We start from the raw sequence: 20,706 nt of genomic DNA, 5'->3' as shown, positions 1-20,706 counted from the left end.
AGAACCGCGCCACGAGAACGGATGAGTGTGACGGGCGACATCGATCAGGCACGTCGTGCCACGCGACGAGGGGACGTGCCCGCGCACCGCATCGTCTTCCAGCCGCTCGTCTCGACGCGGACCGGCGGGATCGTCGGATACGAGGCCCTCGCGCGGTTCGAGGACGGGCGGCCGCCTACCGAGCACCTGGCGGACCCGGCGTGCGGGATCGTCGAGCTCGAGCTCGCGCTCGCGCGCAGCGCCGTCGCGGCGGCCTCGGCCATCCCGGCGTCCTACTCCGTGACGATCAACCTGTCGGCGCAGTCGATCGCGCGGCCCGAGGTGCGCTCGCTCCTGCCTCGCGGTCGGCGCTGGGGCATCGAGCTGCTCGAGACCTCGGTGCTCGGCACCGACAGCCGCGTGCGCGAGCACGTCGACGAGCTCGACGCGATGCTCCTGATCGACGACGCCGGCACCAACCACGCCAACGTCGAGCGCATCATCGACCTGCGCCCCGACATCGTCAAGATCGACAAGTCCCTGCTGTGGAACGCCGTCCCCGCGGACGGCGACGGACTGACCGAGGCGAGGAAGCTGCGCGCGTACGTGGCAGCGGCGCGCATGGTGGGCGCCAGGACGCTCGCGGAGGGTGTGGAGACCGAGCGGCACCGCCGCACCGCCGTCGACGCGGGCATCGACTACGCGCAGGGCTACCTCTACGGCCGCCCCGCGCCGTACGCCGCCGCCTGAGACCCGCGCGTCTCTCGGAAGGCGCCGACCATGGCGCCGCACGCCCCGGGGGTCTACGGTGTGGAGATGGGCCGCCTCTACTACGACGGACACCCCGACCCCGTCGAGGTGGACGACGACGAGCTCGCACACGTCAAGGCGGTCGTCGTGACCAAGCTGCGTCGCCGCGAGGGGTTCCTCCTGTCGTGGACGGAGGCTCGGCAGCGCGTGGCGATCTGGGTGGCTCCGGCCATCGACCTGCGCTTCGAGTTCGACGCCGTCACGCCGCCCTCGACCGATCCCGCGCGCCTCGAGCGCATCGCCGCCGAGAGCGCGACCGGATCGATCACGTTCACTCCGTCGCCCTGAGCAGCGTCCGGTCCATAGCCCGTGCGGCATACGGTCGTCAAGCCTCGCGCCTCGATTCCCCGAAAGCGGTTCTACTCGGGAGAGTGGTGGCAGCAGCGCACATGCTGCCACCGTGATGTCGAGATCGGAGAAGACGATGACGCTGATGACCGACCCGACCACCGCCGTCCGCCCCTCGCGCACCAACGCGCCGATGAGCTCGGGGCACCCCGCGCTCGGCCGGGCCCCCGAGGCCGAGATCGTGCCCGTCGGGCTCGACTGCTACCAGATCCTGCTCGACGACACGGTCGTCGGCTACGTCTGCGCCACCGAGGACGGCTGGGAGTGCCTCGCCGGCGCGCACCTCGGCGACACGCGTCCCATCGGCGCCCGCGCGAGCATCACGGCCGCGATCCGCGACCTCTGCCGCGAGGCCACGCTACGCGCGACCGCCTGAGAGAATCGGCGTGTGGCCGACCTGATCGTCTTCATCGCCGGCGCCGGGCAGGCCGCTTCCAGCTGGGACGACGGACAGGTGCGGCCCCCGCGCGCGCTCATGTCCCTGCAGCGGGCCCTCATCACCGCCATCCCGTCGCGACTGCTCGGGCTTCCGGAAGGGCTGGACAAGCCTGCACTGCTCGCGGTGCTGGATGCCGGCGCGCGGGCGGATCTGCGCGATGCGGTGACCCGCGGGCAGGCGTCCTGAGCCGGGAACGCGAAAGCCCCCGGCGAACCGGGGGCCTGCATGCGGTAGCGGAGGCGGGGCTTGAACCCGCGACCTCACGATTATGAGTCGTGCGCTCTCACCAACTGAGCTACTCCGCCGCGACTGCATCCGTAGATGCTGCGAGCCCCGAGTCAGGATTGAACTGACGACCCCTTCCTTACCATGGAAGTGCTCTGCCACTGAGCTATCGGGGCGTGCTACCCGGTCACGGGCAACCAGAAGAGAATACCATCCCGCCGCGGTCCTTCACGAACCGGGGCTCATCCCTCCGAGGTCTCGGGCTGACCCGCCGGCTCCGCGGCGGCCTCGTCCGGATAGTGCGTGCCCGCCCACTTCTGCAGCCACGGCATCGGGTCGATCGTGGATCCGCCGATGATGATCTCGAAGTGCAGGTGCGCGCCGTACGAGCGGCCGGTGTTGCCCGTGAGGCCGATGATGTCGCCCACCTCGACGCGCTGGCCGGGCACCACCCGCAGCGAGCCGTACTGCATGTGCGCGTAGTGGCTCGTGACGAGCTGGCCGTCGATGATGTGGTCGATGTAGACGTTCACGCCGTACGAGCCGCCCGCCTCGGTGGCGATGCGCACGGTGCCGTCGGCGATCGCCTGGATCGGCGCGCCCGCGCCCGGCACGAAGTCGAGACCCTCGTGCAGCCGGCCCCAGCGGTACCCGTAGGGCGAGCTGATGCCCACGCCCACGAGGAACGGCCACTGGATGTCGGCCGTCGGGTCGTTCGTGAAGGCGGCGCCCGAGGCATTGATGCCCTCGGCGGCCGCGAGCTCGCTGTAGCTCGTCGAGGCGTACGAGCTCGACGCCTCGAGCGCCTCCGCCGTCACGTCGGCCGGCGCCACGAAGGCCTGGATGTCGGCCTTCGATCCGCCCAGCGAGCCGGACGCGGACGCCTGCGTCGCGAGGCTCTCGCCCTCGGCGGGAGCGGCGATCGCGCCGATCGGCGTGGTCAGGCCCACCGCAAGGGCGCCGACGATCCCCATCACGCCGAGCGAAGCGGTGGTGGTGGCCATGACGCGCCGCAGCCGGCGCGGGCGGCGCGGCGCGACGTGGTCGGCTTCCTCGGCGCGCCCGCTCTCGGCGGCGTCGCGGATGACCGGGGTCTCGCCGGTCGCACCGAAGGCGCGGACGGCCTCGAGGAATGGATCGTCCGACGAGCTCGAGGCGTCTGCCTCGACGGGCTCGGACTGCTCGGCCGGCTCATCCGCTTCTGCGGGCTCCGCCGGCTCCGTCGGAGCGATGACCTCGGGCGCGGGGACCTCGTCGATCGCGATCGAGGACTCGGCGTCGGGCGCCTCGGCGGCGGCCTCGAGCGGCGTCGCGGGGGCCGCGGCCGCGTCGTCGACCTCGACCGAGACGAGGTCGACGGGCTTGTGCGCAGCCGACTGCGCGAGGGCACGGCGCTGACGACGGGTCAGCGGCACGGTCTCGGCGGGCGTCGGCTTGCTCGTCGCAGGCGCCTCGGCAGCGGGCTCCACCGTTGCGGGCTCCACGCTTGCGGCAGGGGCGATCTGGGCCGGGGGGTGCGCCACGGGCGCGACCTCCGCCGAGCGCCGCTCGGGAACGGCCACGGCGCGATCCGACGATGCCGCCGCCTCGGCCTGCGCGAGCGCCGCGGCGAGACCTGCTGCCTGGGCGCGCAGCGCGCGCCGCGAGAGGCGCGTCGGCTGCTCGGCCGGGGGGAGGTCGTGAGGCACGGGCGTACGGAGGCTTTCGCTCGGGTGCCGCGGGGGATCGGCACTCGTGTATCGGGGGCACCGACCGCCTCGTCCGTCGGGATCGGACTATAACGATCGGATAACCCACACACTACCCGGATGAACCTGGGCATCGCCAGTCCACGCCGCCGGTTCGGGAAACGGGCGTGTTAAATCTTCCGACACCCCCGCCGAGTGACGGATGGGAGCGGTCAGGCGTCGGGCGCGACGGCGACGTAGAGCTCGTCGAAGATCGCCGGGCCGCCGGTCACGATCATCGCGCGGCCGCGCTCGTCGGCGGGGTGCCAGCCCACGCGTCCGCCGGCCTCCTGCACGAGCAGCGCGCCGGCGGCGAGATCCCACGGACGCAGCCCGCGCTCGTAGTAGGCGTCGAGCCGGCCGGCCGCGACGTACGCGAGATCGAGCGACGCGGCGCCGATGCGGCGCAGGTCGCGCGCGAGCGGCATCACGCGCTGCACGAGCGCGAGCTGCTCCTGGCGCGACGCGGCGTCGTAGCTGAAGCCCGTGGCGATGAGCGCGCCCGCCGGCGCCTCCCGCGTGACCTCGAGCCGCCGCCCGCCGAGCCACGCGCCCTCGCCCGCGGCCGCCTCGAACACCTCGCCGAGCACCGGCGCGTGCACGACGCCGGCGAGCGCGTGCCAGGTCATCGGATCGGCGCCGCCCTCGACCACGCCGATGCTCACGGCCCATGCCGGCATGCCGAACGCGTAGTTCACCGTGCCGTCGATCGGGTCGACCACCCACGTGATCCCCGACGTGCCGCTCCCCGCGCCGGATTCCTCGCCGTAGAAGGCGTCATCCGGTCGCTGCGCGGCGAGGCGCGCGCGGATGAGCGCCTCGACCTCGCGGTCGGCCTCGGTCACGATGTCGGCGAGCGTCGACTTGCTCGCCGCGATCGCGACCCCCTCGGCCCGGCGCCGCGCCGCCAGCTCGGCGGCCTCGGCCGCGATCTCGCGCGCCAGCGCCCGCAGTTCCCCCGGAGTCGTCATGCTCCCCACGCTATCGCCGCCCGGTGAACGCCCGGTGCCGCGCGATCCACGACCCCGGGAACGACGGAGGCCCGCATCCGATGGATGCGGGCCTCGCACGTGGTAGGTGAGGGATTCGAACCCCCGAAGGCTGAGCCGTCTGATTTACAGTCAGATCCCTTTGGCCGCTCGGGCAACCTACCAGGATGCGCACCCGGCCGACTTGTTCAGCCAACCGGAGGCGCGAACATCCATAGTACCCGCTGCGGCGGTCGCGCCGAAATCGCCGCGTCAGGCGGCCTCGGCCACGCGGGCGACGAACTCGCGCGAGCGGCGGGCGGTGCCGTCGATCTTCATGTCGACGCTCGCGCGGTACTCGTTCGGCGCGAGCGGCAGCGCGAGCCGCACGTTCTCGTGACACGACAGATCCGCGCACATGTAGGTGCCCACGCTGTTGCCCAGCTCGCCCTCCTCCCCCGCCTTGCGCGCGGTGAACAGCGCCACCTGGTTGCCGGGCTGCATCGTGCGGCAGATGTTGCAGAACGCCGCGCGCGCCCGCGACGATCCGTTCGCCCGCCGCACGACGACGCCCGTCGGCTCGCCGTCGATCTCGGCGACGATGTAGCCGCGCCCGCGCGAATGCGGGTCGGCCCAGGCGAGGAAGTCGAGGTGATCCCACTCCACAAGCGGGAAGTCGTGCGGGAGCGCCGCGACCCTCCGCTCGTCGGGCGTGGCGTTCACGAGCGAGTCGAGCACCTCCTGCTCGGTCATCGGTCGCATGTCTGCGTCCTCCCTCCGGTCGTCCGCCAGTCTACGAATCGCTCGCGCACCGGGCGCCGGTGCCGATAGGTTCGGCGCATGACGCCCGATCCCGCCCGCCCAGCGGCCCCGCCTCCATGCGCCCCCGCCGGCGCGCGCTGCTCGTGCTCGCCACGGCGTGCTCGGCGCTCGCCCTCGCCGGTTGCGCGGCGTCCGGCCCGACGTACTCGGTGCTCGATCGCGAGGCCGAGGCCGCGGACGCCCTTCCCGACCTGCCCGTGAATGCGGGCGAGTCGGCCGACCTCGACTCGGCCCGTGCGATCGGCGAGCACGAGGGCTCCTCGCTCTGCTCATGAGAGGCGAGGATCCCGGCGCCATCTGCCTCCTCTCCCATCGGGACGAGGGGGCCTGGGTCGTCGTCTGCAGCGACGAGGGAGCGGGGCTGCAGACGGACGGCGAGACGGGGCATTTCGCGGTCGTGCCCGACGGCGCGCCCGGCCCGAGGGCACGTCCCAGATCTCCGAGAACGTCTACGCGTATTGAGGCCCACCGGTAGGCTGTGGCCATGGCAGACAGCTCCTTTGACATCGTCTCCAAGGTCGACCGCCAGGAGGCCGACAACGCCCTCAACCAGGCGCGCAAGGAGGTCGAGCAGCGCTACGACTTCCGCGGCACCGACGCCTCGATCGAGTGGAGCGGTGAGCAGATCCTCATCAAGGCCAACAGCGACGACCGCGCGCTCGCGGTGCTCGACGTGTTCCAGTCGAAGCTCATCAAGCGCGGCATCTCGCTGAAGAGCCTCGACTCGGGCGAGCCGCAGGCCAGCGGCAGGGAGTACCGGATCGTCTCGAGCCTCAAGAACGGGATCGATCAGGACAACGCGAAGAAGATCGGCAAGATCATCCGCGACGAGGGCCCGAAGGGCGTCAAGAGCCAGATCCAGGGCGACGAGGTGCGCGTCTCGAGCAAGAGCCGCGACGACCTGCAGGAGATCATCCGCCTGCTGAAGTCGAAGGACCTCGACCTCGACCTCCAGTTCGTCAACTACCGGTGACCGACGGGCTCGACGCCGCGCTCCGCTGCGTGCGCGAGGACGCGCGCGCCGGGCGGATCGAGCTGTGGGGGCACTCGACCGTCGTCGACGAGAACGTCGGGGCGCCCGTCATCACGCGCGAGCTGTTCGACCTGCTGCATGACGCGGCGGGGATCGATGCGGAGTTCCCGATCGGCAACGCGGGCGTCGTGCACCTGTACGGCTACTTCTTCTCCGACGTGCCCACGCCCTACGGCTACAAGCGCGATCGCTGGAACGACGGCGTGCTCGCCTGCGCGCTCGGGCTGCCCGGGGCGGCGTTCCGGCTCGGCGACAGCCCGGACGAGACGCCGCTCGCGCGCGTGACCGCCGCGGCGCTGCCCCTGCTGCAGGACCCGCCCGCCGACGCCGTCGCGGTGCTCGACGTGCCCGTCGACGGCGTTCCCACGCGCGCGGTCGTCACGGCCGGCTCCGGCGGATCCGGCGTGCTCTGCTATGGCGTGGACGAGGGACAGCGCCTGCGGCTCGTCACGCTCTTCCCGGTCGCCGACGCGGCCGACTTCGCGCGCGAGGCGGCAGCCGAACCCCCGCGCCTGCGCTGGAACGCCGCCCTCCCCCGCTGAACCCGGCCCTCCGCGCCCCGCCGGCCGGCGAGAATCCATCGCCGCGCCGAGAATCCGTGCGCGCCTGACTTCTCGGCGCGGGCATGGATTCTCGCGGCGAGGGCGGTCCGCGACCGCACCGGTCACCGGATGTTCATCTCCTCGTGACCAATCCGTCCACGAACTTGCCATAGCGTGGACGCATTGTTCGCGAGCGTGAAGGAGTGCCGGTGACCGCGACCCTGGTGTTCGACTTCGACGGCACCGTCGCCGTCGGCAACGGCGCGGTGCTCGCGTACGCTCGCGAGGCCGCACGGCGCGTCGGCCCGGAGTTCCTCGCACTCGTGGAGCGGACGATCGCGGCGTTCGATGACGGCACCGAGTCGCGCTTCCGCGACGGCTACGACGTCGTCGGCACGCTCGCGGCGGAGGCGGGGCTCGACGCGGCGGCCGCGCAGGAGGCGTACCTCGCCAGCCGCGCCGCGCTCGGCGGGCCCGACGGCGCCGTCGACATGGCGCCCGGCCTGGCCGAGCTGCTCGAGGCGCTGCCCGCGTCGACGCGCGTCGTGCTGGCGACCAACGCCCCCGAGCTCGGCGTGGAGGCGCTGCTCGAGAGCTGGGGCGTGCGGCGGCACTTCGACGAGCTGCGCTACGACAGCGGCAAGCCCGCCGGCCTCGCCCCGATCATCCGGGAGGCGCTGGCGCGCGGACCGGTCCTCTCGATCGGCGACATCGTCGAGAACGACCTGGCCCCGGCCGCCGCGCTCGGCGCCGACACAGCCCTCGTGGGCGCCACGGCCGCCGGCTCCGCCGCCGACGTGACCATGCGCGCGGCGACCCTCGCCGAGCTCGCCCCCCAGATCCTCGCGTGGGCCCGCCGGGCCGACGCGCAGACCCCCGTGCTGCCCGGCACGGGCCACCCCCTCGAAAGGTGAACCCTCCCATGCGCAAGACCCTGATCGCGTCGGGTGCCGTCGCGGCGCTCGCCCTCGGACTCGCCGGCTGCGCGTCGTCCGACACCACCGACAACGCCGAAGCCGCCACCGAGTGGCCGGAGTCGATCACGCTGTCGCTCGTCCCGTCCGTCGAGGGCGAGGACCTCGCCGAGGCGCTCGGCCCCCTCACCGACTACCTCTCGGAGGGCCTCGGCATCGAGGTCGAGGGCGTCGTCGCCAACAACTACGCCGCGACCGTGGAGGCGCTCGGCGCCGATCAGGCCCAGGTCGTCATCACCGACGCCGGCTCGCTCTACAACGCGATCGAGCAGTACGACGCCGAGCTGATCCTGCGCGACGTGCGCTTCGGCGCCACGTCGTACGCCGCCGTGGCCTACACGAACAACCCCGACAAGTACTGCGACGACGAGCCGGTCATGGCCACGTACGACGCGAGCGGCATCGAGCTGTCGTACTGCAACGGTCTGGAGGAGGCCGGCGCGTCGGCCACCGGCCAGGGCCCCGTGGGCGTCGAGGCGTTCGAGAAGATCGCCGGCGCGAAGGTCGCCCTGCAGGCCGCCACGTCGCCGGCCGGGTACCAGTACCCTGTCGTCGCGATGCGCGACGCCGGCATCGACACCGACGCCGACATCCAGCAGATCCCCGTCGAGGGCAACAACAACGCCGTGCTCGCGGTCGCGAACGGCGACGCCGAGGTCGGCTTCGGCTACTGGGACGCCCGCACCACGGTGACCTCGGAGGTGCCCGACATCGCCGACAAGGCCGTCGCGTTCGCCTACACCGAGATGATCCCCAACGGCGGCGTCGCCGTCTCGAACACGCTGCCCGCCGACCTCGTCGACGAGCTCACCACCCTGCTCGACGAGTACGCCGACTCGTCGGAGGAGGCCGCCACGGTCATGTTCGACCTCGTGGGCCTGAGCGACTGGACCGCCGAGACGGCCGAGGAGGAGATCACCCGCTACGGCGAGATCCTCGCGCAGTTCCAGGGCTGATCCCCTCCGGGAGCACTGAGCGCATGACATCCGACGCGCACATCGCGGAGGCCGGGCTCGTCCCGGCCTCCGCCTCCTGGCCGATCCACCTCGAGAAGGTGTCGGTCACGTACCCGAACGGCACGGCCGCCCTGCGCGACGTGTCGCTCTCGATCGCCCCGGGCGAGATGGTCTCGGTCGTCGGCCTGTCCGGATCGGGCAAGTCGACGCTCATCCGCACGATCAACGGCCTCGTCCCCGTCACCAGCGGATCGGTGCAGGTCGGGCCGTACACGGTCTCGGGCCTCGGCGGCCGCCGGTTGCGCGAGCTGCGCGGCCACGTCGGCATGATCTTCCAGGGCTTCAACCTGGCCGAGCGCGTGGACGTGTACCGCAACACGCTCGTCGGCCGCTTCGCCCGCGCCGGCGCGCTGCGCACGCTGCTCGGCATCCCCACGGCCGAGGATCGCGAGATCGCGCTGCGCGCGCTCGAGGCCGTCGGCATGCTCGACAAGGTGTGGACGCGCGCCGGGTCGCTCTCGGGCGGACAGAAGCAGCGCGTGGCCATCGCCCGCGCGCTGTCGCAGGAGCCGCAGGTGATGCTCGCCGACGAGCCCGTCGCGAGCCTCGATCCGCCCACCGCGCACGCCGTCATGGCCGAGCTCGAGCGGATCGGCGTGCAGCGCGGCCTCACGGTGCTCGTCAACCTGCACCTCATGGACCTGGCCCGTGACTACACGACGCGCATGATCGGCCTGCGCGCCGGCGAGCTCGTGTACGACGGGCCCGCGGCGGATGCCACCGACGCGGACTTCGAGGAGATCTACGGGCGCCGCATCCAGCCGCAGGACCGCCTGGGGGCGACCTCGTGACGACGGCCGACGCGGCCGCGACGCCGATCGCGGTGCCGCCGCGGCCGCGCACGTGGCCGCGCACGGTGCTCGTGATCGCCGCGTTCTCGGTGTTCACGGTGCTCACGTGCCTGCCCGCCATCGGCGGCGTCGAGATCGACCTGGCCGCGATCGCGAAGAACTGGCGCAACGGCGCGAACAAGATGCTGCAGCTGCTGCAGCCCGACCTCGCCTTCCTGCCCCGCACGCTCCAGCCGATGCTGGAGACGCTGCAGATGGCCGTCGTCGGCGCGGCGGCCGCGGCCCTCGTCTCGGTGCCGCTGACGCTGTGGGCGGCGCGCCCGACGAACCCGAACGGCGTCACCCGCCGCATCGTGCGCGCCGTCATCAACGTCGTCCGCGCCGTGCCCGACCTCGTGTACGCGACCATCCTCGTCGCGCTCGTGGGCGTCGGCGCCCTGCCGGGCCTGCTCACGCTGTTCCTGTTCGACCTGGGGATCGTCGTGAAGCTCGTCTCCGAGGCGATCGACTCCGCCGAGCACCCGTACCTCGAGGCCGGCCGCGCGGCCGGCGCGACGCAGGGCCGGCTCAACCGCGCGCTGGCCCTCCCCCAGACCCTGCCGCTGTTCGCCAACCAGTGGCTCTACACGCTCGAGCTCAACGTGCGCATCTCGGCCATCCTCGGCATCGTCGGCGCCGGCGGCATCGGCCGCCTGCTCGACGAGCGCTTCGGCTTCTACGCCTACGACGACGTGTCGGTGATCATCCTCGAGATCCTCGTCGTGGTCATCCTCATCGAGCTCGTCTCCACCCAGCTCCGCCGGAGGCTCACATGACCGCCACGATGCTGCAGGCCACGAAGGCCCTCGAGCTGCCGAAGCCCCCGTCGCGCCGGCGCGAAACGATCGCCGCGGTGCTGGCCGGCGTCGTGCTCCTCGTCGCGGCCGCGGGGCTCGACGCCAACTGGGCCCGCCTGCTCGACCTGCCGCGCGCGTCGTGGGAGTACGCGGTGCTCATGTTCGAGAACCCGGACTGGGATCGGCTGGGCCGCGCCCTGTTCGAGATGTGGCGTTCGATCTCGATGGCGTGGCTCGGCGCGCTGCTGTGCGTGGCGCTCTCGGTGCCGCTGGGCATGTTCGCCGCCGACGGCGTGGGCCCGGCGTGGCTGCGGCACGGCCTGCGCGCGGTGTTCGCCGTCATCCGCGCCGTGCCCGAGGTGATCATCGCCCTCATCCTGCTCACCGTCACGGGCCTGACGCCCTTCACCGGCGCGCTCGCGCTCGGCATCGCGGGCATCGGCACGCAGGGCAAGTGGGTGTACGAGACGATCGAGTCGCTCAGCGACGGCGCGGCCGAGGCCGTGCGCGCCGCGGGCGGCGGGCGCGTGGCCGTCGTGCGCTGGGCGCTGTGGCCGGCGGCGCTGCCGTCGCTCATGTCGTTCGCGCTGTATCGCTTCGAGATCAACATCCGCACCTCGGCCGTGCTGGGCCTCGTGGGCGCGGGCGGGATCGGATCGATGCTGTCGAACTACACAAACTACCGTGAGTGGAGCACGGTGGGCATGCTGCTCATCGTGGTCATCGTCGCGACGATGCTCATCGACGCGGTCTCCGGCGCCATCCGCCGCCGGATCATGGAAGGGGCGAGGACTCGTGGCGTGGACAGGATCGGCTGACGCACCGCTGACGGCGCGGATCACGGCGCTCGCGCCCTCGCTGCACCCCGGCGAGCGCCGGGTGGCCGAGGCGATCGCGAACGACCTCGGCACGGCCGTGGAGCGCACGGCGCAGGAGGCCGCCGAGGCCATCGGCGTGGGCCGGGCGACCGTGGTGCGCACGGCGCAGGCGCTCGGCTACGAGGGCTACCCGCAGCTGCGCGTCGCCGCCGCCCGCGACCTCGCCATGCGCACGACCGACGCGTCGCTGCTGGCCGACGGCACGATCCTCGGCGGCCTCCGCGCCTCGGCCGAGCGCTTCGCCTCCCGCCTCGGCCACAGCCTCTCGGGCGTCACCGAGGACGCGCTGCAGGACTTCGTGCGCGCCCTCGACGAGGCCTCCCGCGTGCTCGTCGTGGCCAACGGCCTGTCCTCGCCGCTCGGGCTCGACCTCGCGCTGCGCCTCAACGCGGCGGGACGGCCGGCCGAGCATCTCGCCGACGCCATCGCCCAGCGGATCGCGGCCCGCCAGCTCGGGCCCGACGCCGTGTGCCTGGTCGTGTCGGGATCGGGCGCGAACGACACGACCCTGGCCGCGATGGAGGCGGCCGACGCGAGCGGATGCCGCGTGCTCGCGATCACCTCGTTCGCGCAGTCGGCCGTGACCGAGCTCGCCGACATCGCCCTCATCGTGCCCGCCGTGAACGACACCTTCCAGGACGAGCTGCTGCACACCTCGCGCGCCGCCCTCATGCTCGTCACCGAAGCGCTCGTCGACGCCCTCCTCACCCGCCGCGGCGAGCGCGGCCGCGATGCCCGCGCCGCCGCGCTCGAGGTGCTGGGCTCCTCGATCCGCGAGTCCTGAGGTCGCGCACGCAGCTTCGCGAGTGCGTTCGCGTCGTTATCGCGCCGGATCACCGCACGAAGGCACTCGCGAACCGGATCACGCGTCGTCGTCGGGGCCGCCGGGCCGGACCGCGGCGTCGTCGCGGACGTCGATGCGGGTCACGCCGTCGCGCTCCGTGACGTCGATGCGGGCCGCGGCGTCCTCCTCGACCGCGTCCGGGGCGGCCAGCAACTGATCCCGCCGCTTCTCGTCCTCGGTCATGCCGGTCTCGTCCGCGCTGGTCTCGTCGGGGGCCTCGTCTGCGGCGTTCGTCATGGCCCGACGCTACGGGCGCGCCGGCCCCCGCCGCGAGGGCCTTGACACGTATCCGCCGACCCAGCGATCCAGCCGCGCGTACGCCTCGTCGCGCGCCTCGCGGCGCGAGAGGAACACGTCGTGCAGGGCGCCCTCGATCCGCTCCACCGTCACCGACGGGCCGAGCTTGAGGGCCGCACGCGCGACCCCGTCGACGGCGAGCACCGTGTCGGCGCGCGTGAGCTCGTCGCTCCACCGGGTGGGAGCCACGCTGCGCGCTGAGAGCAGCACGCACACCGGCGCGTCGATGCGCAGGCCGCGCGCGACCTTCGCGTGCCCGGCGAGCACGGCGTCCAGCCACGCCGTGAGCACCGGCGGCGAGGGCGTCGGACGCCAGAGGGGGTCGGGCTCCATCGGATCGTCCGGATCGGCGGCCGCGAGCTGCGCCCGCGCGTAGAAGCCGAGATCGACCTGCGGCACGACATCGCGCGGCCGGAACCGGGCGCCGAGGTCGATGGCCGCGGAGATCGCCGCACGCCCGGCCGCGCCGAGCTGGAACTCGAGCCACGGCGCGTTCAGCACGAGCGCCGCCGCCTCGCCCGGGTGGCGCGCGGCCCACAGGCTCAGCGTGAGCCCACCCGTGGAGTGCCCCATGAGCACGAGCCGCCGGCCGCGCCGATCGCCCATCGCGCCCAGCGCCGCGGCGATGTCCTCGTCGTACGCGGCGAGGTCGGAGACGAAGCCGTGCGTCTGGCCCGGGCGCAGGCTGCGGCCGTACTTGCGCAGGTCGAGCGCGAAGAACCGCGCCCCGCGATCCGCCCAGAATCGCGCGAGCCGGCGCTGGAAGAAGTAGTCCGACCAGCCGTGCACGTACAGCACATCGACGCCGCGCAGCGCCCCGGTGCGGCGCAGCCCCCGCGGCAGGTGCCGCACGAGCGTGGCGACGACCTCGCCCTCGGCGTCGGTGCCGAGCGGCAGGGTGCGCTGCTCGAACCCCGCCCCCAGCACGTCCGGCCGCCACCCCTCCGCCATGCCGCCAGCTTAGGGCGCGCCGGCGACCGACGCGGGGCCCACGGGCGGGGCCTACCCGCGGCCTACGGGCGCGCGGCCTTGGATCCCTCCCCCGCCATGCGCTCGCGCACCTGGCGCCGCAGCACCTTGCCGACGAGCGAGCGCGGCAGCTCGTCCATCTGCACGATGCGCCGCGGCACCTTGTAGTCGGCCAGGTGCGTGCGGCAGTAGTCGCGCAGCGCCGCGGCGTCGAAGGGCCGCCCCGCTCGCACCTCGACCGCGGCGGCGACCTGCTCGCTGCCGTCCGGGCGGCGCAGGCCCACGACGGCCGCGGCCTCGACGTCGGGATGTGCCTCCAGCGCCTCCTCCACCTCGTGGGGCGCGACGTTGTAGCCGCCCGTGATGATGAGCTCCTTGATCCGGTCGACCACCGTGACGAAGCCGTCCTCCGCCACCGTGACGATGTCGCCCGTGCGCACCCATCCGCCCGGCAGCAGCGTCTGCGCCGTCTCGTCGGGGCGCCGCCAGTAGCCCGAGAACACCTGCGGCCCGCGCACGAGCAGCTCGCCGCGCTCGCCGGGCGGCACGTCGGTCGACGGATCGTCGGGCGAGACGACGCGGATGTCGGTGCCGGGGAACGGCACCCCGACGGTGCCGGGGCGGCGCGTGGGCCCCATGGGGTTGCCGAGCGCCACGGGCGAGGTCTCGGTCATGCCGTAGCCCTCGACGAGCAGCCCTCCCGTGGCCTCCTCCCACCGCCGCACGGTGGCCAGCGGCAGGCTCATGGCGCCGGAGATCGCGAAGCGGATCGTCGACAGGTCGATCGCGCCCTGCCCGGCCGCGCGCGAGAGGGCGTCGTAGATCGGCGGCACCGCGGGCAGGAACGTCGGCGGATCGGCCTTGGCGGCGTCGGCCGCGAGGCCCGCGTCGAACGTGGGGAACAGCACGAGCTTGGCGCCCATGCTCATGGCGAACGTGAGGCACAGCGTGAGCCCGTACGCGTGGAAGAGCGGCAGCACGCCGTAGAAGGTCTCCTCGCCCTCGCGCAGCCCCGGCACCCACGCGCGGCCCTGCATCGCGTTCGCGCGCAGGTTGCGGTGGGTCAGGATCACGCCCTTCGGGTCGCCCGTGGTGCCGCTCGTGTACTGCAGCAGCGCGATGTCCTCGACCGCGGGGCGCGCGTGCCGCCGCGACAGCCGACGCGACGAGACGATCCGGCGCCACGGCACGAGACCGCGCGCCTTCGGCCGCCCCGTGAGCCGCCGCCGCGCCTCGCGCGCCTTCTTCACGGGCAGCCGCAGCGCCAGGCGGCGCCCGAACGGCAGCTCCTCGGTGAGGTCGACGGAGATGATGGTGCGCGGGCGCGCGTCGCCGGGCAGCTCGGCGACGGCGTCGGCCGCCTTGTCCCACACCACGGCGACCTGCGCCTCGTGATCCTCGAACTGATGGCGCAGCTCGCGGGGCGTGTAGAGCGGGTTGTGCTCCACGACGATCGCGCCCAGCCGCAGCGTGGCGTAGAACGCCACGACGTGCTGCGGGCAGTTGGGCAGCACGAGCGCCACGCGGTCGCCCTTGCGCACGCCCAGGCGCCGCAGCCCCTCCGCCGCCCGCTCGATCCGCTCGCCCAGCTCGCCGTAGTCGATCGTCGCGCCGAAGAACACGAGCGCCGGCTTGCGCCGGAACCGCCGCACGCTGCGCGCCATCATGTCGACGAGCGACTCGGTCACCTCCCCGATGTCATCGGGCACGCCCTGCGCGTACTGTGCGGTCCACGGCCGGTCGCTCCACGGATGCGATGCCTCCACGGCGCCTCCTTCCTCGGCCGGCGGGGCGCCCGCCACACCACGTCGGGGGCGATGCCGACGCCGGCGGCTGTCGGTCTGCAGTACCGCCAGGCTCGGCCGCATCCACCGCAGGGTCAAGCCCTTGCGGCTCGCCGCCCGATCGGCCTACCAGCCCAGGCGCCGCGCGACGGCGGCGGCGGCCGCACGCGGGAATCCGGGCCACCCGTCGTCGAGGGCGTCGCGCGCGATCGAGAACAGTGCCCGCGCCGCGTCCTCCGCGGGCAGCGCGAGCGCCCCGGCGATGCGCTCCCCCCATTCGGGGAAGTCGTGCTCGAACCGGCGCAGCGCGTCGTTGCGGTCTCGGGCCGCGCTGGACCGCTCCGGGAACCGCCCGCGGATGGCGCGCGCGAGCGCCTGCACGGCCCATCCTCGGATCATCTGGCCGCCCACGAGCACCTCGCCCCGGCGCACGCGACCGACGCCGATGAGCAGCTTGACGAGCACGAGGCGCGCCGCGTTGGCGGGATCGATCCGGTCGGCGGCGGCCGCGTTCTCGCGGCCGCGCGCGACGAGGGCGGCGACCGAGGCCGCGGGGTCGTCGACGTGCACGGTCGCCTCGTTCACGAGCGCACCGCCGAGCTCACCCGTCTCGGCCACCGCGAACTCGAACACGTGGCCGTCGGCATACACCGCGGCGAAGCCGATCTCACCCTCGCGAGCCGTCAGCACGAGCTCGTCGCGGTCGGGCAGCCAATCGAGGTCGGGGCGCACGCGGGGCCCCGCTCCCTCGCGGACGAGGGCGAAGAAGTCGTGATCAGACCACTCATCGCGCCTCGCCGCCGCGTCGTCGGACGCCGACCCGAGCAGCACGAGACCGACCAGGTCCGGGTGCTCCCGCACGGCGGCGGCGAGCGCGGCGGTGCGTTCCTCGTACCGCCCGCTCCCTCGGCTCACGCGGTGCCCGGCCCCGGCTCGCTCGCGCCGACACCCGGGGCGGCGACGCCGGGCAGCGTCCAGACGGCGAAGGCCGGACCATCCGCCCGCACCGAGCCGTTCTCGATCTCGAGGTCGCCGTAGCGGCGGGTGGCGCTGCCGATCCCCGGCACCGTCGCCTCGTCGACCTCGGCCGAGAACGGACCGGACGCGGCCACGACGAGGACCGTCTCGTCCGCCGACTCCCGGACGAACGCGAAGCCGTCGTCGGCCACGCCGATGATGCGCAGCCCGCCCGTGGCGAGCGCGGGGTGCTCGCGCCGCAGCGCGATCAGGTCGCGGTACAGCTCCAGGCGCGCGGCGATCTCGGGCTGGTCCTCGCTGCCCCAGGGGATCGGTGTGCGCGCACTCTCGCCGTCCGCGCCGACGAGCCCGAACTCGTCACCGGCGAACAGCACCGGCACGCCCGGCAGCGTCATCGACAGCCCTACCGCCACGGGCACCACGTCCGGCGGAGCGTTCGTGGCGAAGCGGGCTGTGTCGTGGGTGTCGAGGGCCTGCATGCTGCCCAGCCGCACGCGCCAGGGGATCCCGGCCGTGAAGCGGGTCATCGCCGCGACGAACTCGCGGGCGGTGTAGCGCGGGATGCCGCCGAGCGGCTGCCCGAAGAACCACGGCTCCGTGCGTTCCTCGCCGTCGGCGTCGAGGTACGCCTGCCCGGTCGGCTGGCTGAGCCACCCCCACAGCGGCCGCGTGAACGGCGCGTAGGTCATCGCGCCGTGCCAGCCGTCGCCCTGCAGGTCGCTGGCGGCGTCGTTGGTGGACTCCCCGAGCAGGACCGCGTCCGGATTGATCCGCAGCATCGTCTCGCGCAGCAGCCGGCGTACCTCGCCGTTGAGGTCGATGTCGCCGAGGCGGCCCGTCATGTTCGCCACGTCGATGCGCCATCCGTCGATCCCGAAGGGTGGCTTCAGCCACCGCGCCACCACCGAGTCGTCGTCGGTGATGAAGCGACGCCGCAGCTCGGCCGACGACCAGTCAAACTTGGGCAGCGTGGGTGTGCCCAGCCACGACTCGTACTCGGTGTTGTTGGCGTCGCGGAAGTAATAGAAGGTCTCCGTCGGCGCGCCGGGGTTGCCGTACGCCGACCGGAACCACTCGTGCCGGTCCCCCGAGTGGTTGCTCGTGAGGTCGCCGATGACCCGCATACCGCGCGCGTGTGCGGCTTCGATGAGCCGCACATAGGCCTCGTCCCCGCCCAGCAGCGGGTCCACGCGGTCGAAGCTCGACGCGTCGTAGCGGTGGTTGGAGGCGGCCGGGAAGATCGGGGTGAGGTAGATGAGGTCGACGCCCAGGCGCTCGAGATGGTCGAGACGCTCGACGACGCCGTCGAGGTCGCCGCCGTAGAACTGCTGGCTGCGAGCCGGCATGACGGGATCGACCGGATCGTCCCACGCGGCGGGAATGGCCCAGTCCGGGACCTCCCGCTCGTCTGCGGAGGCCGAGCGCGCAAAGCGGTCGGGGAAGATCTGGTACATCACCGCGTCGTTGAGCCACGTGGGCGGGGCGGGATAGGCCACGAGCGCGAAGTCCTCGGCGTCGAGGGTCTCGATGCGGTGCAGTCCGGTCTGGTTCAGCCATTCCGCCTCGCCCGACTCGTGCACGAGCAGCCACCGGTAACCGTGGCGCCGGTTGCGCACGGTGACGGGCGCCTCCCACCACTCCCAGCCGTCCGCCTCACCGATCCGCACGGCCTCGGTCCACTCGGGCTCGTGATCCGGGTTGGAGCGCGTGCGTACCTCGCGGAGCGGGCCGTAGCCCTGCGGCACCCGCAGGCGCACGTGCACCTGCTCGCCGAGTTCGGGGGCGGCGTTCGACACGTACAGCGGCGAGCCGTCGTGGTGGGGCAGCGGCATGGCGGTCCTTTCAGCGCGACGGGGACGGAGCGGGGCGCTCACTTTACGGCGCCGGCGGTGAGGCCGCCCACGATGAAACGCTGCAGCGCGAGGAACAGCGCCACCGGGATGATGGCGGCCAACACGGCGCCGGCGGCGAACACGCTCCAGTTGCGGGAGGTCTCCTGCGAGATGAACTGGTACAGACCCACCGCCAGCGTCTGCTTCTCGGGATCGACGAGGATGACCGATGCGATGACGAACTCGCTCATCGTGCCGAGGAACGACAGCAGCCCGACGACGGCGAGGATGGGCGCGACGAGCCGCAGGATGATCGTGAAGAAGATGCGCGCGTGGCCGGCGCCGTCCAGCTTGGCGGCCTCGTCGATCGACGACGGCACGGTGTTGAAGAAGCCGTACATGAGATACGTGTTCACGCCCAGCGCGCCCCCCAGGTACACCATGATCAGGCCGATCTGGCTGTTCAGCCCGAACCCGGGGAAGATCTCGTCGATCGCCGACATGAGCAGGAAGATGGCGACCATCGCCAGCAGCTGCGGGAACATCTGCACGAGCAGCAGGGTGATCAGCCCGAAGCGCCGCCCCGTGAACCGCATGCGCGAGAACGCGTACGCGGCGAGCGCGCCGAGCAGCACGGTTCCCGCCGCCGAGGTCAGACCGATCACGAGGGTGTTGAGGAACCATGCGGCGTACGGCTGTTGAGGCCGCTGGAACAGCTCCACGTAGCTGCCGGGGCTGACGTTCGAGAACAGGGAGTTGGCGGTCATCAGCGTGCCGCCCGGGTTGAGCGATGCCGAGAGCACGTAGAGCAGCGGGAACGCGGCGAAGACGAGCATCGCGACGCCGACGATGTGCCGCCACCCGGTCTGGCGGAACCACACCCGGAACGGCCGCTTAGGGTGGGGAGCCCCGCCCTCCGGCACGGTCGTGAGCAGTCGCGTGGCGCGGGGCGCGTTCTGCGCGAGGTCGCGGGTGATCGTGATGTCGCTCATGTCAGTTCAGCTCCTCGAGCGTCTTCGTGCGCCGGAACGCGATGACCGAGATGGTCGCGACCAGGATGAAGATGATGATCGAGAACGCGCTCGCCAGACCGTAGTCGCGGTTCGCGCCGACGAACGCCACCTTGTACACCATCGAGATCAGGATGTCGGTGCTGCCGACGTTGATGCCCGCATCGACGTCGCGCGGACCTCCGCCGGTGAGCATGTAGATGAGGTTGAAGTTGTTGAAGTTGAACGCGAACGACGAGATCAGCAACGGTGCGACCGAGACGAGCAGCAGCGGCATCTTGATCATGCGGAACGCCTGGAACGGCGTCGCGCCGTCCATCTGGGCGGCTTCGCTGAGCTCGTCGGGGATGGACTGCAGCGCCCCCGTCGTGACGAGGAACATGTAGGGGAACCCGAGCCAGAGGTTGACCGTGAGGATGCTCAGCTTGGCGAGCCACTCGTTCGTCAGCCACGGGATCTCGGCGCCGCCGAAGAGCACCGTGTTGACGAACCCGAACTCCTGGTTGAGCATGCCTGCCCACACGAGCGCCGAGAGGAACCCGGGGAACGCGTACGGCAGGATCATGATGACGCGGTAGTACCGGCGGCTGCGCATGCGCGGATCGTTGAAGACGACGGCGAGGAAGAGCCCCAGCAGGAACGTCGTCGCCACCGACAGGAACGCGAACGCGAACGTCCACACGGTCACCCCGAGGAAGGGGCCACGGATCGACTCGTCGCCGAAGGCGCGCACGAAGTTGTCGAAGCCGACGTTGATGCGCCACCCGGGCAGCAGTTCGGTGCCGTCCTCCGCGACGAACGCGCCCGTCCCTCGGTCGGTGTACACCTCACCGCCCTGGGTGTCGGTCATCGTCTCGGCCTCGGCGTCGTAGGCGTAGCGCGACACGTACGAGAACGCCGTGAGGCCGTCCTGTGTGCGCAGCGTGCCTTCGTTGGGGTCGTCGCTGACCGGCACGGCGAGGGAGGCGATGTCGTTCTGCCGCGCGAGCAGACCCTGCAGGTCGAGCGAGGTGTACCCGGGGGCCGCGACGGCCCTGTCACCCTCGAACGTGGCATCGGGCACGGGCTCGAGGGGGCGCTCGGCGCCTCCCAGCAGCGCGTCTCCGTCGGGCGTGGTGACGAGGAACGACAGCTCTCCGCCGAAACCCTCGACCACCGTGAGCGGGTAGGACGGCGAGTCGGGAACACGCTCCTGGTTCTGCAGCAGGATCGCCTCGACGGCGTCCTCCTTGGTGCTGTTGTGCCCCGTGCCGTAGTTCGTGAAGGCGACGTACCCCGAGTAGAGGACGACGAAGATCTGGAAGACGAGCAGGAAGATGAGCCCCGGCGCCAGGTACTTCGGCGGCAGGCCGCCGCGACGGAAGTAGATGACGTTGACGACGATGGCGGCGAGCACCACGATCGCTCCGACGACGACATCACCCGCGGCGAAGAGCACGAGCGCGGCGTACACCGCGAGCGCGTCGACGACGCCGAGCACGAGGATCTTGAGGAGCACGAGCTTCCAGCCGCCGCCGGCGGCTTCGGCGATGCGGGAGGCGCGGCGCGAGGCGCGCTCACGGGTGGCGAGTGGGGCCGAGGTCATGCGGGTCTCCTGAGCCGAG

The 20,706-nt window shown here is 72.4% G+C and carries 23 protein-coding genes and 3 tRNA genes; 13 read left to right on the top strand and 13 right to left on the bottom strand.

The annotated features are described in order from the left end of the window. Positions 1–21 precede the first annotated feature (21 nt). The 4 genes from ACWDR7_RS06565 to ACWDR7_RS06550 all read left to right on the top strand — a co-directional run bounded on the left by ACWDR7_RS06565 (position 22) and on the right by ACWDR7_RS06550 (position 1,762). Positions 22–729, top strand: a complete 708-nt coding sequence (locus ACWDR7_RS06565) for an EAL domain-containing protein (RefSeq protein WP_449854126.1) — start codon at positions 22–24, stop codon at positions 727–729. Between the two features lie 30 nt (positions 730–759). Continuing rightward, positions 760–1,077: a DUF7882 family protein gene (locus tag ACWDR7_RS06560; RefSeq protein ID WP_449854125.1), complete on the top strand. Its 318-nt coding sequence runs from the start codon at positions 760–762 to the stop codon at positions 1,075–1,077. A 145-nt stretch (positions 1,078–1,222) separates the two neighbouring features. Then, positions 1,223–1,513 (top strand): hypothetical protein, encoded by a 291-nt coding sequence (locus ACWDR7_RS06555; protein WP_449854124.1) that lies wholly within the window; start codon positions 1,223–1,225, stop codon positions 1,511–1,513. Positions 1,514–1,525: 12 nt separating this feature from the next. Next, entirely contained in the window at positions 1,526–1,762 is a 237-nt protein-coding gene (locus ACWDR7_RS06550; RefSeq protein ID WP_449854123.1) for a hypothetical protein, read from the top strand. A gap of 45 nt (positions 1,763–1,807) precedes the next feature. On the opposite strand, the gene ACWDR7_RS06545 is transcribed toward ACWDR7_RS06550, so the two are convergent. The 6 genes from ACWDR7_RS06545 to ACWDR7_RS06520 all read right to left on the bottom strand — a co-directional run bounded on the left by ACWDR7_RS06545 (position 1,808) and on the right by ACWDR7_RS06520 (position 5,258). After that, positions 1,808–1,881 (bottom strand) — tRNA-Met (locus tag ACWDR7_RS06545). Positions 1,882–1,905: 24 nt separating this feature from the next. Then, positions 1,906–1,977, bottom strand: a tRNA-Thr gene (locus ACWDR7_RS06540). A 66-nt stretch (positions 1,978–2,043) separates the two neighbouring features. Next, the gene (locus tag ACWDR7_RS06535) at positions 2,044–3,489 is read right to left on the bottom strand and encodes a peptidoglycan DD-metalloendopeptidase family protein (protein ID WP_449854122.1); all 1,446 of its coding nucleotides are present in this window, start codon (positions 3,487–3,489) and stop codon (positions 2,044–2,046) included. Between the two features lie 212 nt (positions 3,490–3,701). Next, positions 3,702–4,499, bottom strand: a complete 798-nt coding sequence (locus ACWDR7_RS06530; protein ID WP_449854121.1) for an inositol monophosphatase family protein — start codon at positions 4,497–4,499, stop codon at positions 3,702–3,704. A 100-nt stretch (positions 4,500–4,599) separates the two neighbouring features. After that, positions 4,600–4,681, bottom strand: a tRNA-Tyr gene (locus tag ACWDR7_RS06525). A gap of 88 nt (positions 4,682–4,769) precedes the next feature. Next, a complete protein-coding gene (locus ACWDR7_RS06520; RefSeq protein ID WP_449854120.1) occupies positions 4,770–5,258 on the bottom strand; it encodes an FBP domain-containing protein in 489 nt (162 codons plus the stop codon). A 116-nt stretch (positions 5,259–5,374) separates the two neighbouring features. Between ACWDR7_RS06520 and ACWDR7_RS06515 the strand changes: the two genes are divergently transcribed. From ACWDR7_RS06515 to ACWDR7_RS06475, 9 genes are all read left to right on the top strand, one after another. After that, complete coding sequence (locus ACWDR7_RS06515) at positions 5,375–5,593, top strand: hypothetical protein (RefSeq protein WP_449854119.1); 219 nt, start codon at positions 5,375–5,377, stop codon at positions 5,591–5,593. 209 nt (positions 5,594–5,802) lie between these two features. After that, positions 5,803–6,291: a YajQ family cyclic di-GMP-binding protein gene (locus ACWDR7_RS06510; RefSeq protein ID WP_449854118.1), complete on the top strand. Its 489-nt coding sequence runs from the start codon at positions 5,803–5,805 to the stop codon at positions 6,289–6,291. Further along, positions 6,288–6,893: an amino acid deaminase gene (locus ACWDR7_RS06505; RefSeq protein WP_449854117.1), complete on the top strand. Its 606-nt coding sequence runs from the start codon at positions 6,288–6,290 to the stop codon at positions 6,891–6,893. Before ACWDR7_RS06510 ends, ACWDR7_RS06505 begins: the two co-directional genes overlap by 4 nt. 209 nt (positions 6,894–7,102) lie before the next feature. Then, positions 7,103–7,807, top strand: coding sequence for an HAD family hydrolase (locus ACWDR7_RS06500; protein ID WP_449854116.1), 705 nt, complete (start codon positions 7,103–7,105; stop codon positions 7,805–7,807). 8 nt (positions 7,808–7,815) lie between these two features. Next, the gene (locus ACWDR7_RS06495; RefSeq protein WP_449854115.1) at positions 7,816–8,823 is read left to right on the top strand and encodes a PhnD/SsuA/transferrin family substrate-binding protein; all 1,008 of its coding nucleotides are present in this window, start codon (positions 7,816–7,818) and stop codon (positions 8,821–8,823) included. Positions 8,824–8,846: 23 nt separating this feature from the next. Continuing rightward, positions 8,847–9,674, top strand: a complete 828-nt coding sequence (gene phnC / locus ACWDR7_RS06490; protein WP_449854114.1) for a phosphonate ABC transporter ATP-binding protein — start codon at positions 8,847–8,849, stop codon at positions 9,672–9,674. Continuing rightward, complete coding sequence (gene phnE, locus ACWDR7_RS06485) at positions 9,671–10,489, top strand: phosphonate ABC transporter, permease protein PhnE (protein ID WP_449854113.1); 819 nt, start codon at positions 9,671–9,673, stop codon at positions 10,487–10,489. The genes phnC and phnE (ACWDR7_RS06485) overlap by 4 nt, the downstream gene beginning before the upstream one ends. Then, entirely contained in the window at positions 10,486–11,328 is an 843-nt protein-coding gene (phnE, locus tag ACWDR7_RS06480) for a phosphonate ABC transporter, permease protein PhnE (RefSeq protein WP_449854112.1), read from the top strand. The genes phnE (ACWDR7_RS06485) and phnE (ACWDR7_RS06480) overlap by 4 nt, the downstream gene beginning before the upstream one ends. Then, positions 11,306–12,172, top strand: coding sequence for a MurR/RpiR family transcriptional regulator (locus tag ACWDR7_RS06475; RefSeq protein WP_449854111.1), 867 nt, complete (start codon positions 11,306–11,308; stop codon positions 12,170–12,172). Before phnE (ACWDR7_RS06480) ends, ACWDR7_RS06475 begins: the two co-directional genes overlap by 23 nt. A 78-nt stretch (positions 12,173–12,250) precedes the next feature. Here ACWDR7_RS06475 and ACWDR7_RS06470 read toward each other — a convergent pair whose 3' ends face one another. The 7 genes from ACWDR7_RS06470 to ACWDR7_RS06440 form a co-directional block, all read right to left on the bottom strand. After that, positions 12,251–12,469 carry a hypothetical protein gene (locus ACWDR7_RS06470; RefSeq protein WP_449854110.1) on the bottom strand — a complete coding sequence of 73 codons (219 nt, stop codon included), beginning with the start codon at positions 12,467–12,469 and terminating at the stop codon, positions 12,251–12,253. A 9-nt stretch (positions 12,470–12,478) separates the two neighbouring features. After that, positions 12,479–13,480 (bottom strand): alpha/beta hydrolase, encoded by a 1,002-nt coding sequence (locus tag ACWDR7_RS06465; protein WP_449854109.1) that lies wholly within the window; start codon positions 13,478–13,480, stop codon positions 12,479–12,481. Positions 13,481–13,542: 62 nt separating this feature from the next. Next, positions 13,543–15,264 (bottom strand): long-chain-fatty-acid--CoA ligase, encoded by a 1,722-nt coding sequence (locus tag ACWDR7_RS06460; RefSeq protein ID WP_449854108.1) that lies wholly within the window; start codon positions 15,262–15,264, stop codon positions 13,543–13,545. A 144-nt stretch (positions 15,265–15,408) separates the two neighbouring features. Beyond that, the gene (locus ACWDR7_RS06455) at positions 15,409–16,197 is read right to left on the bottom strand and encodes a hypothetical protein (protein ID WP_449854107.1); all 789 of its coding nucleotides are present in this window, start codon (positions 16,195–16,197) and stop codon (positions 15,409–15,411) included. Next, positions 16,194–18,092, bottom strand: a complete 1,899-nt coding sequence (locus ACWDR7_RS06450; RefSeq protein WP_449854106.1) for an alpha-amylase family glycosyl hydrolase — start codon at positions 18,090–18,092, stop codon at positions 16,194–16,196. Before ACWDR7_RS06450 ends, ACWDR7_RS06455 begins: the two co-directional genes overlap by 4 nt. 38 nt (positions 18,093–18,130) lie before the next feature. Further along, on the bottom strand, positions 18,131–19,084 hold the full coding sequence (locus ACWDR7_RS06445) for a sugar ABC transporter permease (RefSeq protein WP_449854105.1): 954 nt from the start codon (positions 19,082–19,084) through the stop codon (positions 18,131–18,133). 1 nt (position 19,085) lies between these two features. After that, positions 19,086–20,687, bottom strand: coding sequence for an ABC transporter permease subunit (locus ACWDR7_RS06440; RefSeq protein WP_449854104.1), 1,602 nt, complete (start codon positions 20,685–20,687; stop codon positions 19,086–19,088). Positions 20,688–20,706 lie beyond the last annotated feature (19 nt).

Source organism: Microbacterium sp. NPDC003461 (genome assembly GCF_053588335.1).
Note: the sequence above shows the minus strand (reverse complement) of the source record. Positions and strands in the feature narration are given on the sequence as shown.